Raw genomic sequence first — 13,128 nt, 5'->3', positions numbered from 1 at the left:
TCTACTTGCAATAGAATGCCATTATTTAATGGTTTCATTTCTATTTCATTAAAGAAATTATGGGAATTTACAAATACTATTAGACTATCACCAGAAAATGCAAGTCGCAAATTCCAGAAATTACTAATACCCCATGATATCGTTTGATGCTTTCCTTGAAGCTGAGGATTATTTTTAATTATTATGCTTGTGATACAATTGCTTCGGTAATAATCCTTGTAACTATGAAGCGTGCTAGGGCTTATATTCAAGCTTTGTTTGGTGTACTGAGGATTCGTCTTAAATTGCAATGCAGGAGAGTTATTAGTGAATTTATTAAGCAAAGCTCGAACACACATAATAGCTGTCCACAGCAATAACAAAGAAAATAACAGAAATATAAAAAACCAACGAATACGTTTTTCAACAGGATTAATATCCTCAGAAACATTAAGACTTACCGCATTAACGATATACATCCCATCTTTCTTTTCGATTCTCTTGCCATTCCATTTAATCGTATTATAGCTATCAACTCCTCTAAAACGAATTTTAATAGAATCAATTATATTGTCTTCTATAAGAGGATTTCCAGGAAATAATGTTAGTTTAAGATCCAATCTTCCATTTCGAGATTTTGGTAATCGAATATCCTGGTTTGTGATATTATGACCAAGAGAATCGAGGATACAAACGTATTCTGGTAATCCCTCAATCCTTATGTTAGCATATTTTATAGATGAATCGTCTGTCACATCTTTTGAATATGAATACGATAATGATAACGAAGTAGTATCACTATACTCTCCCCCCCAACCGTGCCATTTTTTATAAAATGACAGGCGACGTTTAACTAAGGCTCCTTTTTTGTACTTTTTATCTGCTTCACAAAGTTCAAGTTTAGGAGTCTTTTCATCCACAATTGTAACAGTTATCTTTTCCTGATCAGGGAAATTATATGTATTTGTTTTATGCTCACCCCAATTATAAACAAAATGCAGTGTAGGAGACCAACTGTCTGGAAGTTTTCCATTATGAATCGATGTTACTTTAATTTTTAAATATTTCTCACTTTTATTAGGATTGCTTTTTATTGGATATTCTATTGGTCAAGAAATCATTAATAGGAATGGAGTGATGCGTATTCCACGAGTTAGAATTCGCGGGAACAGTAATGGAAGAAATTGTTTCTTCGATTTTCTTTCTATCTTCCAATGAAAATTCTCCTCTTTTATAAATCGTAGAAGATTGAAGAACACCATTGTTCCATTTTCGACCATAGAAGGGAATAATATCTATATCAACAGAATCTATATCAAGATTTAATATCGACACTTCCAAAGAATCCTTGACTTTATCCAAAAGAGTACGGCCATTTTTGTCTTTATTCCCCATTTTCTCACTTATCATAGAGCCTGAGCAATCTACATAATATACTCTATGCTCAAGCAAATTTAGATTCTGTGAAATAGAATCCAAACGTTCTACGTTTACTACATACTCTTCTTGCTTTTCATCATCTATATACTGTTCATTATTTGTTGAGTAATCTTTCACTTTATCAACGATGGATTCTGAAAAGTCGCAAGAAGTTAGCAAACATACAAATCCAAATATAAAATAAATTACTTTACTAATAGTATTCATGATGTAATATGCCTTATGTGATTTTAATTAGTTTCTGATGCAAAATTATGCGTTTTTTGATTTGTGTTACAATTATGCACACTTATTTACACTGCCATCTTCATATCTGTGTTCAGGAAGTTTGTAACTCAGTGTTATTGTTCTGATAGCAGTACAAAAACCTGAGCGACTGTTTTTCTTTAGCCTTATACTCACAATTCTCCAAAACCTTTTGAGAAGCGATGTTGTTCACATCAACTTCGGTATGAAGTTCGTTGGTGAGCTTTGCGTCATATATATATTGAGTGGCCAACCTCACGCTTTCTTGCATGTAACCTTGATTTCTATATTTGGGGTGCATGGCGAAGAAGATGGTGGGATTGGTTGATAAGTCCATTGCGGCAACGAAACCGATAAGGGTGTCGTGCTTTCTGATTCCCCATAGGACGCCGTCGTTCTTTGACAGGTAAGTGCAGAAGGACTTCAGAATCTGTTTGATGCCTTCGTTTGTTTGGGCAATGTCACAGAGGTCGGGCAGGAATCGTTGAGTGTATGCATCTGAGAATATGGTTCTCAGTGCAGCGATGTCATTTTCCTCTACTTCATTCAGCGTACAATGATCTGACTGTAATGTGGGGACGGATGGTCTGCTGAGCATACCACGTTCTGCCATTTCGCAGAAAAGGAACATATGCAATTGATGGTAGAGCCTCTCGTTGTGGCAGAGGGTGTCCCATTGCTCATCTGTGTATGCGATAGAGGCCAGGCACATATTGCACATTCTGACTGCCGGGCAATAGGTGCATCGATTCTCACGCTTGCGGTAATACTCCTTGGTCATCTCGTTGGCTTTCTGCCAGTCAATGCCATCGTTGATGCTACCAATGCGGAAGCGGTCGTTGAACTTCTCGCATACTGCCAACTGGAGATTGGCATCGATGTAGAGTTTGGTGTTAACGGGCATACAAGTGGAGAGTGGTGTGCTTTCCGAGACCTCAAACACTGGTCTGTTCTTCCAATAAGAGACAATCTCATCAAAGAATGTCTGAAGCACCGACCATTCAGGGTGCTGCTCATAAGCATCGAGGAGATGGATGTATTGTGTCTTCAGCGTTTCCCAATCTTCTTTTGCCACACCTTGCAAGAAGTTTGGGGTCAGTCCGCTAATGTGAGTTGGTGCATAATGCTGCAACACCTCGTCTTTGTGCCATGCTTGCGCAATAGGCATCAGCTTGGAAACTGACGGCAATGTCATCATCAATACGACTTTGGGGTATTGATTGAATGTGTTGCTATGCAGATACGCCAAAGCATTCCGTACCTTGGTGTATGAGCCATTGCCTTTGGCATCCACTCTGTGTGCATCATGGAATGGCTGTGTGCCGTCAATAGAGATTGCAAGTTCCACACCATTGTTTACCAACCAATCAATGCGTTCTTCTGTCAACAGCGTGCCATTGGTGGAAACAGAGAAAGTCACATCGTCTTCCCATCGTTGCTGTCCTGCTTGTATGGCATACTGAACGAGCGGATAGTTAACGAAAGGCTCGCCTCCATAGAACGAAATGCGTATGGGCTTTGTCTTTGCCGTCTTGGCGATAAAGTCGTAGATGGCTTGAATGTCGCCCTCACAGAGTGTCCGACTGTTGTGGCTGTGGTTGCCCTCATACTCGCCTGAGTAACAGCAATAGGTGCAGCGGAGATTGCACTGTTCTGTAATGGCAATGATGAACATATAGACCTCCGGCATCGAAGAAAATTCGCTGGGAGGCGTAAACGTCCAGGCATAACGGCTGTCATCTACGACACCCTGAACGATTTCGTTGGTCTGCCGTAGATAAGAATAGCTGTTATTATGGAGCGTCGTGATGTTCATCTTTGTTTATCTGTTACCGCATCGTTGAGCTGAGCAATGTCCGCAACTGAGGCAACGGGCTTGACAGGCTGCCATGCCCATAGCCTTGACGGCTTCTCTCTTCAGGTCATTCGCAATCTTATTGAAGTTGAGAATGGTAAGGATATTATCGTTTGCAGGAAGTGCAATGGTCTGTGTATTCATACAATGCTATATTTTAACTGTTTACTATCTGATTATAATTCCCATGCTCGTACCAGTCGAGGAGCTTGGCGGCACGGTCAACCAACCAAGGGAACTCGGCGGAACGGATTGTGAGGTTTTTTACAATGACATTGAGCGTGCCAGTGTAGTTCTCGTTGAAGTCTCGCGCCTGTTGGATGAAGCCATCAATGTTTATTTGGTCGTAATATTTCCTCGGAAGTCCGGCTTTCTTGATCATAGTGCTGAGTGCCACATTGATGTCTTGACAGCAGAGCAGACCAATGCGGTCGGCTGTATAGTCGGACTTGCGATACCATTCAAACAGAGGTAGTTTGACAAGCGAAGCCCAGGCCTTGAAAGTAGGATCGGACATGAAAGGCAGGTAGAACGACATGATGAGCATGTGGTACGGTTTGTGACCCGCGGCAAAATGGCCCAGTTCATGTCCAAGGGTGAACATCATCTCGCCTTCGGTGAAAAGGTCGGCACTGCCCGACATCATGACGATACGGCGGTGCTTCTCGCCATTGGAGAAATGGTAAGGTCCGTAATACCAATCGGTGGAGTAGGCGGGAATGTCCTCGATGCCAAGTATGGCACAGGCTTCAGCGAGCTGCGCATACATCTGCGGCAGGCTTTCGGCTGTAATGTTTATACCTTCACCTTGGTTTTCCACCTCGTTGTATGCCTCCTGATATTTGCTGGTGGTGGCAGCGAGGAAATCCTTGAAGGTATAGTACTCCACATCTGCCTTGAATATCTCGTACCACGTCTTCAGGTCATGGTCAAGCGGGTGCTTGGCTATCTCACGTATGAAGTCCCACTTTGACAGGTAGGGGACCTTCAGACTGTTTAGCCATTCTACCTTCTTCTTGTCATCGGGATGCATGACAGAAGCGAAGTCGATATTATGCAATCTCTTTCTCATGGGCTATCTGAGATAACGGCGTGTTACGAAACGTCCATATTCTCCGCTGTCAATCCACTTCAACAGCTCGGCAGAGCGCATAACTGTCCAGGGATGGGTCTCATCGGCAATGGAGAGGAACTTGACTACCTTGTTCATTCCCTCATAATCGAGCATCTTGAAATCGCGTGCCTGCTGGAGAAAGGTCTCTGGACGGATGTTGTTGAACTCCTTGATGGGGAGACCTGCCATCTTAATGAAGGCTCGTGTCATGGCATCGGTGTCCTGACAGCACATCAGACCGGCACGGTCGGCTGTGAACTCCGACATTCGGCTCCAATAGTATAGGGCGAACTGCAATCCGCTGGCTACCAGACTGCCACCGGGGATAGTGTCTATTCCCCAGTTGATTACTTGCGCCATAAGATGATACAACATGTGCTGCGACTTGATGTGCCCGACTTCGTGGCCTATGATGAAGAGTATCTCGTCATCGTCACAAAGGTCAATCAAACCGGAGTTGAGAACGATTATCGGATTCTCAGCTCCAATGGTACAGGCATTGATGTCATAGCCCCAAGTGATATACAGTTCAGGTACTTGCTGCAGGTCGAGAATTCGACAGGCTTCCACAAGATACTCATATATCTTGGGATAGTTTCCTTTCGTGACCTTCAGGTTGCTACCCGTATATTGAATGTTATATACTCGCTCGATGAAGTTGGATGTCACCCATTTGCAAGCCGTGGTAAGGAACGGGATGCTTTCCAGTTTCTCCAAGGCGGCTCTGTCCAATGGATGCTCGTACTGACTATGGTCGAGACCTGTGAGTATCTGCTTGTTGTGTATCATAATGCTGTCTTTTTCGAATTTATTATATTCCGTCAACACTGTAGAGGAGTGGGCAACTATCCCAGTTCTATCAAATCATCTTCAATTTTCTCCATAAAATCACTGGGAATATAGGCTGTAAGCACATATCCGATGCCGTTCAACTCTACAGCGATGCGTTGCTGACCTGCTGCTCTCACAACCTGACCGACAACGCCCTTGAAGTCGCCACACACAACTTTGAAATAATCACCGCTCTTGAAATGGCAACGGTCTTTCGATGTGGCCAAGATATGTTCATTCTTTGTTTCCACAACGTTTATGAATGACTTCATCCTGTCATCAGGGATAGTTATAGGTGGATTGAGCTGGGTGTCTGGCTCAATGGGCTTTGTCTTGTCGGTATAGTATTTCAAGAGACCTGCTGTCTTGGCTGGCTCCTTTACAAATTCAAGAGACTGTTCATAAGTCATATACGCAAAAACAAGGTTGGGAAGAAGAGGCTGTTGAACAAGCTTCTTCTTCCCATTTATTTCTTTTTTGACCACAGTCATCGGGATATATGTCTCGATGCCTTTTTTTTGTATTTCCACACATGCCAAGGCTGTGCGTCCATATGTGGCACGAAAAACGTACCAAACCTTCTTACCACTTGGCACGCAATCCAAGGACACCCCTGTATGGGAGTTCTCTGTCTGATGACTTTGAACTTCGGGGGAGGTGCAGGAGGTAAGTCCAGCACTGGAGGGATTTTTACCGCCTCGTCGGGTGTCAGCATTAGGCAATGCTGGCGTATGTTTCTTAGATTCGTTGTTCATAATCTAAGGATCAGTTCCTTTACAAACATTAATGCGCTGACAGAATGTTTAGTTCCCCAGTTGGTGTATTGTTTATGTCAATTGGTTAACTATATATGGTTTCCACTCGTCAAGCGGTTGTTATAGGTTTGTTAAATAGAAAGTCCGAGACAAAATTACAAATATTTTTTGAGAACCCGCAACTTTTCTACAAGAATCGGACAAACTTTTTAAAAATATTCTCAAAATAAATGAAAATCAGCGTCAGAATTTGTTATTCCCGAACATTTTGTATATACCGATTCTATAAAAACATTAAACGAATATTGTTCAAACAGACTATGCTATCGCATGAATACTTCCGAGATTTATTGAAATTATTGTGCAAAGGTATTTGTTATGCCTTATTGACTGCAAGGTCAAGGCTCTGCTTGGCTTCCAAAATCTCCACGCCTACGGGTCGTATTTTGGTGCCAAACCTTGCATCGATGTGCATAACACCTTTTTAAGGCACATAATTTCTAACAAATCCCGGAAGTAGTTTTACTACGAAAGGGAAATGAAATTTAAGCGAGAGTAAAGATGAAGTTTAACTTCGGCTTTTCCGAGTGACCATTCATTCGGCAGAGCCAAAATAAAAATTTTGAAGTATGAGCAATATTTGTGACACGCAGTACAAGGTGAGAGGTTCACGCAAGGCATTGAGCGACCTTTGGAACACCCTTCAGATGATGGAGGTGAATAGTAAGGATGTGTATCTTTACAAGTTGGCAGAACACTATGGCATTGACTATGAGCATAGCGGTATATCAGTCCGTGGACATATCTATTGGGCTGAGTTCGAGGATGACGAGGGTGGAGGGCTGTTGTCGTTTGACACCGAAAGTGCATGGTCGGCTTGCGACCTGTTCTTTGATGAATTGAATAAGGTACATGGCAATGAACTTTCTATAAGTTACCGTGAGATAGAATGTGGATGTGAGATATTTTACGTCCACGATGTAGGAGGTTTCTTTCCCGAAGAGTGTTGTGTAAATTCTTCTGGTGGCAACTTTGAAGATATTTGTGAAGATGTGTATGACACCATATGCGATGCTATTGAGGCATGGTGTGAGAAGACCGGCATTAGCCAAGGCGAGCGGACAGAGGAAGAAATGGTTGACTTCATCAACGAATACGAGTACGACTCAGAGGACACCTATTATTATATACACCCATTTGAATTTGATTAGTACTTACCGCAAGGGGTAAGGTTCACTGCTTTGCCCTTTGCATAACCACTTTGAAATATGAAGAGATTAAGTAAGAAACAGATTGGAAGAGCTGCATGCACCATCTTGCAGCAGTTGGCTTTAACCACACCTTTTAATGTAGTGTATAGTTGGGGAATAACAAACAAAGTTGCAACTCAAATAGAAATCATGGTTGATGGAACGGAGAAAGCCGTAGCAGCATTGATGATGGATGTTAATGGCTTCAACTATCAAGGCAGGCTCTATGTAACCAATAACCGAGTTAAGCAAACCTTTGGCTTGTATAGCGAACAGAACGGAATGTTGCATGAGGAAAAGAAGAGTATTGCCTATAAAGACTTGGGGCAAGTGCTCGATGCGGTTATTGAGACAGGCGGCATGAGCCAACAGGAGCACCTGCAAAGATTGCGTGAATATGCAAAGAGACTTTTGGCTTAGTATAAGAATATCCACTTAAAAGATTATACAAATGAAAACATTAGACAGAGAACATGTAAGAAGCGTTGTGAATATCATCTTCTCCCAATTGCTTCACACAACACCTATAGACGTTATCAATAGTTGGGGCATCTCTAAGATGTATGCTACCCAAATTGTCAAGAATGTCAATGGCGAAGACTTCACTATGGCGGCTCTTGTCATGCAAGTGAATGGTTTCCAATTTCAGGGCAAGGTATATATTGCTTTGGATGAAGGCTCTGATTACTACCGTATCTATGGAGAAAAGGATGGAACAACAAAAGAATATCATCATGATATTGCTTTTGATGAGCTTGGCGATGTACTTGACTCAATGATAGAGACTGGAGGTATGACCAAGGAAGAATACCAAGCAAAGGTAAAGGACTTTGTTTGTAGCCTCTAACATCAGTATTTTGGTGCAAATTTAGTGTTAAACACGAGGAATTTATCTTTATTCTAATTGTTTTATACTAACTTTGTACCAATAATAGGATATAACGCTACATCGTGCTACAAGACGCTACAAGTAGGCTACATATTTCAATGCCTATAAAAGTTATGTAACATCTTGAAAATCAATATTGCTACATGAAGATACAACTTTCAGAGTCATATTTGACTTATAGGTATTTGAATAATAATGGTAAGATAGTGGTCATGGTGTAGTATTATCCCCCTTTCATAAGGGCAATTCATAAACATAATACAAAGGCAATGAGATGATAAACAGAAAACAATGGCAACCGACTTGTTTGAAAGTAAGAAGCGAGTGTCGTAATGCCATAATCTCCTCAAAGATTTGAGGGGTGGAGTAGAAAATAGAGTCAATAGATTTCTTAAAATAGTTAAATTGTGTAACAAAAGTCATTCATACACAGTGTTTTAAGACGTTTTGTCTTGCGCCAGTTCTGCGCCATTTTTCGTGCAAAATAAGCGAAAATGCTTAAAGGCGGCACTTGAATATCAACGAGTTACAGAAGATGGTAGAGTGGTATAAAATCCCTCTCTCTCCGCAAAACTCGCTGATTTTCAGCGAGTTTTTTTTTACACCCAATTAAACACCCAAAAATTAGGGTATCATCAAGCCTTATAAAGTATCATTTATAGGAGTTTAGCGCGAAAAATGGCTGTAAACTCGACTTTGCAAGGTTACAGCCATTTTTTATCTACACCCAATTTTAAGGAAATCTACACCCAAAAATAAAAAATATCAGATTTGTGTGTGTGATTGCTTTGCAGTACATAAAAGCATAAAGACTTTATCCAAATAAAACATTCAACATCTCTGCAGCAATTCTATCGTCCTTCAACTTTATTATATTGTCTTTATCCGAGTAGAAGCCCAAAGCATTCACATTCCCATACCAAACAAGTGACTTGTCTATTACTATTGTACAAAGTTTCAAATTTGGATTAGTTGTGGCATGTAGCCCTGACGATTGAAGGAAATCATACTGCTCATCATTTATTGCGGTAACGATTGCAACTTCAACTCCATTGGCACTTTGTTCTTTCAGCAGAGAAACAAGTTTGTTGTTTGTAACACGATATAATCTTGGTGAAGAGATGACAATAGAGCGTTTTGCCATGGCAATATCTTTTGCCAAAGACTTGATAAAGGATCTACCGTTGAAAATCTGACTATCCTCAGAAGTTGCAGGCAAATCACTAATTTCACCAAACAATGTTGGCTGTCCTAACTGAATCATCTGATATCCTATGGCAGCATACGCTCTTAGGCGATTGTGATACATGCTATCACATAATGGTTCGTGAATATCAATGTAGTCATAGATACGAACGTCTTTCTTTCCGTCATTTTCACGATGAAGACGACCTGCATACTGCTCCAATCGTCCCTTCCATGAGATTGGCAAAGCAAGAAATAATGTATCAAGGCGAGGATAATCAAAGCCTTCACCAACATATTGTCCGGTTGCAACAATTACCAGAGGCTCGCCCGCGGGAATTTCTTGGAGCCTTTGTAGTGCATCACGCTTTTCCTTGGCTGTACTAGCTCCTGTCAGCTGAATGACATTTTTTGCATAAGGTTTTAGTTTCTCTGCCAAAAGATCCACGTGTTGCTTGATGCCTGTAAGCACAATTGGCGTTCTGCCACTCTCCACAGCTTTATGTATATCATCTACAATGAGAGAATTACGAACCTCGTCTGCCGCAAGACTCTTTTGTAAAGCAGGAAACGACTGTTTGTCGTCGGTTATGCTGCGATAAGATGTGAATCGTGGAATGAGGTATCTGCGGAACGACTGTTTCTGAATTTGACTCTTGGAGTCAGCAGAAAATCGTATGGGGCCACATTGCATGAAGATAATCGGCTGCTGACCATCCTTGCGGATTGGAGTTGCCGTTAAACCATGCACATATTGAGCCTTCACGGACTTAAGAACCTTTTCGAAGGTAATAGAAGAAACATGATGGCATTCATCGACAATGACCATACCATAGTCTTGAACGAACGACTTTACTTCTCCATCCTCAAAGCATGACTGTATTAAAGCAATGTCAACAACTCCATGGATGGTATCTGTTGTGGAATCAAGACAACCTATTGGCGAGAACGCTTTCCTACGTCCTCTTTTTTTGACAGGTTCTGGCTCCTTGTAATCAATATCCAGGAACTCACTCAATCGTTCATGCCACTGCGTTAGCAATGCTTTGGAGTGAACGAGAATAAGTGTGTTTACCTTACGTCTTGCAATCAAAGATGCAGCAGTAACTGTCTTTCCGAAAGCTGTGGTAGCATGGAGTATTCCATTATCAAAGGGAAGCAATGATTCAATTGCGTCAAGTTGTTCCTCTCGTTCTGTTCCAAGAAAAGTGACAGCTACAGCCTTACCATGATTCGTTTCGTCAACGATAGTGTATTTTGCGCCATTTGAGTCAAGTAACTTCATGATAGCCTCTTTGCACCCTCTCGGCATTGCAAGATAATCATCTGTAATGTCAAAGCACGATATGATGCGAGGTATTCCGTATGTGGACATGCGCATTGCCTGCTTCTTGTAGAATTCCGGATTGCGGAATGCTGCAATGCGCTTGATATGGTTAAGTACTTTGGCAGAAACAGAATTGAGGGGAATGTAGATTTTATCAGCTACTGTTATGGTTATCGCTTTGTTAAAATCTGCGCTATTGATATTTTGAGGTACAGGAGTCACCCATGGCTTACTCTCGCTTGAGGTTGACAAGACGCCCAAGTCTTCATGGATATGTTGCTGTAGAATAACATCAACTTTTTGTTCTTCAATCTTCTGAACTTGCGCAAGATAAGCCCATTGGTCTTTGTACGCAAGGAATTCATCATCAACGAACACACTATTCAATTCCTTACGTGCCTTTCCTTGTAATGGCAAAGCAACGAGATTGCCGAAGCCTCCTTCTGGCATTCTGTCTTGGTTTGGAAAGAATCTGTCATAAGAATCGAATGCCATTCTTCCGTCACGGCTCATCGCTTCTGTCAGAATCGCATTGCCAAGTCTTCGTGCCTTGTAAGCAGGAACAACAGCGTCGAAGAATATCCAAACATGCGCTCCATTACCAGAACGAGAACGTTCTATAGAGTAAGGTATGTTCCAATCACGACAAACGCCAACAAATGCCAGCACATCATCCTTGTACCCATGCTTGCAGCTCTTATCGTCAAAGTCAGTACATAGGAAAGCACAATTGTTGTCCAGCATGATGGCATAGATTCCAACCACATCGCATCCGTTTTCGTCATTGCCGATAAGGTGCCTGCAAATCTCATCATACCCAAGTGGCAGAAAATTACGGTTTGGACAATCCGCACACTTGACAGCCTTTTTGTCACAGACACTTCTTCTCCATTCATTTACACAAACAGGTTGATAGCCACCTTTATTCGTTGCCTTGCTATACCATCTACGGGCGAACACATCTTCTCGCCCACGGAACAAACTACGGAACAACTCGACTCTCTCATCTTTTCCCAGATGAACATCAGGGAACGAAATAACAGAGTAAACCTTCTCTTCGTCTGTATTGGCAGTAGCAACTTCATACGCAATCCCATTCGCTTGAAGTATCTCCTTCAAACGAGCATTCTCCGTCCTCAATTGTCCCAATTCTAAAAGAAGGGAGTCGTATTTCTGTTGCTCCTGTTGCATATTATAAAGGTGTGATTAAAACTTACGTTTGAATCCTCGACAGGTTTGTGCCGATTCTTGTGGAGTATTCTTGGAAACTCTCATGTTTGAATAGCATCCACAGTGAGCATATCTTCCAATCTTTTACTAAGATTTGTCTCATAAATATTCTATTATGAGGCAATATACATACTTATACATGTACAGCTATTCAAATTCTGTCTCTAGTATAGTTATTGTCTAAAACCTGCCAAATATTGGGTGAATAGAAACCTTGCTTTTGAGATTTTGGATTTTTTGAATCCAATTTTCGTTCATAGTATAATTTGACGTTTTGCTTTACACTTTTCATTATGGTGTTGAACTTAGTTCCGCATTTAAAATCTGAATACCTATTCTTCGCTTTGTCAATGACTTCTTTATAAGTAAATGGGTACCTCTTTCTTATATCCTCCTCTGACAAAGTGACAGGGATTCCATTTTCGTCGTATTTAACATTGGTGGAAGTAAACGAATTGCCTTTTTGAAACTTAAGCTCAATTTTTATCGCGATGTCGTATTCTTCTCCTTTATTTTCGTTTTCGAGTTTATGCTTTATCAGTTGGATAAAATTTTGTGCTTCTGGAGATGATGCAGAGTCTACATCAATTTTGTTATCCACATATGCCAGTGGCATCAAATATAAATTATATTTTGATAAGGAACGCTTTGTTTGCCAGTCTTTTAGTACCTGTACGTAATTCTTTATACAAGCAAAACCTAATTCTTGCAATGGCTTTGAGAGATCCTTCATGTTAATAAAATGGATAGCATTATCTCTAAACTCTATCAGAGAATCAATATTGTCTTTTAGCTTACTAGGAAGCTCATGTTGTGAATTCAATCGGTTTAGGGCTTCATAAATAGAGATGGACTTTGGATTATTGGTTCGATTTCTGTCAAGAACTTTCTTTTTCTTAGATTTCTCACCATTTTTGTTAAAATATGGTTTGTAGCAATATATAGAGTTAATTCGATAGTTATTCAACTTAAGCAATCTCGCCTTTAACAACAACTCCCATGAATTTATTGCTAATATAGCAAAGGT

The 13,128-nt window shown here is 41.0% G+C and carries 12 protein-coding genes; 3 read left to right on the top strand and 9 right to left on the bottom strand.

Annotated features, from left to right (window positions below):
- The 7 genes from CIK90_RS06990 to CIK90_RS06965 form a co-directional block, all read right to left on the bottom strand.
- Positions 1-899, bottom strand: an 899-nt coding sequence (locus CIK90_RS06990; protein ID WP_144007237.1) for a hypothetical protein, incomplete at its 3' end; no start/stop codon positions are given.
- A gap of 157 nt (positions 900-1,056) precedes the next feature.
- On the bottom strand, positions 1,057-1,626 hold the full coding sequence (locus CIK90_RS06985) for a hypothetical protein (protein ID WP_094464688.1): 570 nt from the start codon (positions 1,624-1,626) through the stop codon (positions 1,057-1,059).
- 112 nt (positions 1,627-1,738) lie between these two features.
- Positions 1,739-3,481 carry a GNAT family N-acetyltransferase gene (locus tag CIK90_RS06980; protein ID WP_158216042.1) on the bottom strand — a complete coding sequence of 581 codons (1,743 nt, stop codon included), beginning with the start codon at positions 3,479-3,481 and terminating at the stop codon, positions 1,739-1,741.
- A gap of 6 nt (positions 3,482-3,487) precedes the next feature.
- The gene (locus CIK90_RS14320; protein WP_173849319.1) at positions 3,488-3,664 is read right to left on the bottom strand and encodes a hypothetical protein; all 177 of its coding nucleotides are present in this window, start codon (positions 3,662-3,664) and stop codon (positions 3,488-3,490) included.
- 13 nt (positions 3,665-3,677) lie between these two features.
- Positions 3,678-4,592 (bottom strand): M48 family metallopeptidase, encoded by a 915-nt coding sequence (locus tag CIK90_RS06975; RefSeq protein ID WP_094464687.1) that lies wholly within the window; start codon positions 4,590-4,592, stop codon positions 3,678-3,680.
- Positions 4,593-4,595: 3 nt separating this feature from the next.
- Positions 4,596-5,423: a M48 family metallopeptidase gene (locus tag CIK90_RS06970; protein ID WP_042517672.1), complete on the bottom strand. Its 828-nt coding sequence runs from the start codon at positions 5,421-5,423 to the stop codon at positions 4,596-4,598.
- 56 nt (positions 5,424-5,479) lie between these two features.
- On the bottom strand, positions 5,480-6,220 hold the full coding sequence (locus tag CIK90_RS06965; protein ID WP_094464686.1) for a UpxY family transcription antiterminator: 741 nt from the start codon (positions 6,218-6,220) through the stop codon (positions 5,480-5,482).
- A 629-nt stretch (positions 6,221-6,849) separates the two neighbouring features.
- Between CIK90_RS06965 and CIK90_RS06960 the strand changes: the two genes are divergently transcribed.
- The 3 genes from CIK90_RS06960 to CIK90_RS06950 are packed head-to-tail and all read left to right on the top strand — an operon-like array spanning position 6,850 to position 8,317.
- Complete coding sequence (locus CIK90_RS06960) at positions 6,850-7,431, top strand: hypothetical protein (RefSeq protein ID WP_094464685.1); 582 nt, start codon at positions 6,850-6,852, stop codon at positions 7,429-7,431.
- Between the two features lie 57 nt (positions 7,432-7,488).
- Positions 7,489-7,890 carry a hypothetical protein gene (locus CIK90_RS06955; protein WP_094464684.1) on the top strand — a complete coding sequence of 134 codons (402 nt, stop codon included), beginning with the start codon at positions 7,489-7,491 and terminating at the stop codon, positions 7,888-7,890.
- A 31-nt stretch (positions 7,891-7,921) separates the two neighbouring features.
- Entirely contained in the window at positions 7,922-8,317 is a 396-nt protein-coding gene (locus tag CIK90_RS06950; RefSeq protein ID WP_044066025.1) for a hypothetical protein, read from the top strand.
- 856 nt (positions 8,318-9,173) lie between these two features.
- On the opposite strand, the gene CIK90_RS06945 is transcribed toward CIK90_RS06950, so the two are convergent.
- Together CIK90_RS06945 and CIK90_RS06940 are read right to left on the bottom strand one after the other, a co-directional pair.
- On the bottom strand, positions 9,174-12,062 hold the full coding sequence (locus CIK90_RS06945; RefSeq protein WP_094435670.1) for a DEAD/DEAH box helicase family protein: 2,889 nt from the start codon (positions 12,060-12,062) through the stop codon (positions 9,174-9,176).
- Positions 12,063-12,252: 190 nt separating this feature from the next.
- On the bottom strand, positions 12,253-13,128 hold an 876-nt coding region (locus CIK90_RS06940; RefSeq protein WP_094464683.1), incomplete at its 5' end, for a DUF3644 domain-containing protein.

It is taken from the genome of Prevotella sp. P5-126 (assembly GCF_002251185.1).
Classification (GTDB): domain Bacteria; phylum Bacteroidota; class Bacteroidia; order Bacteroidales; family Bacteroidaceae; genus Prevotella.
This window is presented reverse-complemented; position numbering and strand designations above follow the sequence as displayed.

What these genes read in the sequence shown, in the direction of transcription:
- CIK90_RS06965 (WP_094464686.1), bottom strand. Translation starts at nt 6,220, where the DNA reads ATGAACAACGAATCTAAGAAACATACGCCAGCATTGCCTAATGCTGAC.
- CIK90_RS06980 (WP_158216042.1), bottom strand. Translation starts at nt 3,481, where the DNA reads ATGAACATCACGACGCTCCATAATAACAGCTATTCTTATCTACGGCAG.
- CIK90_RS06950 (WP_044066025.1), top strand. Translation starts at nt 7,922, where the DNA reads ATGAAAACATTAGACAGAGAACATGTAAGAAGCGTTGTGAATATCATC.
- CIK90_RS06955 (WP_094464684.1), top strand. Translation starts at nt 7,489, where the DNA reads ATGAAGAGATTAAGTAAGAAACAGATTGGAAGAGCTGCATGCACCATC.
- CIK90_RS06985 (WP_094464688.1), bottom strand. Translation starts at nt 1,626, where the DNA reads ATGAATACTATTAGTAAAGTAATTTATTTTATATTTGGATTTGTATGT.
- CIK90_RS14320 (WP_173849319.1), bottom strand. Translation starts at nt 3,664, where the DNA reads ATGAATACACAGACCATTGCACTTCCTGCAAACGATAATATCCTTACC.
- CIK90_RS06945 (WP_094435670.1), bottom strand. Translation starts at nt 12,062, where the DNA reads ATGCAACAGGAGCAACAGAAATACGACTCCCTTCTTTTAGAATTGGGA.
- CIK90_RS06960 (WP_094464685.1), top strand. Translation starts at nt 6,850, where the DNA reads ATGAGCAATATTTGTGACACGCAGTACAAGGTGAGAGGTTCACGCAAG.
- CIK90_RS06970 (WP_042517672.1), bottom strand. Translation starts at nt 5,423, where the DNA reads ATGATACACAACAAGCAGATACTCACAGGTCTCGACCATAGTCAGTAC.
- CIK90_RS06975 (WP_094464687.1), bottom strand. Translation starts at nt 4,592, where the DNA reads ATGAGAAAGAGATTGCATAATATCGACTTCGCTTCTGTCATGCATCCC.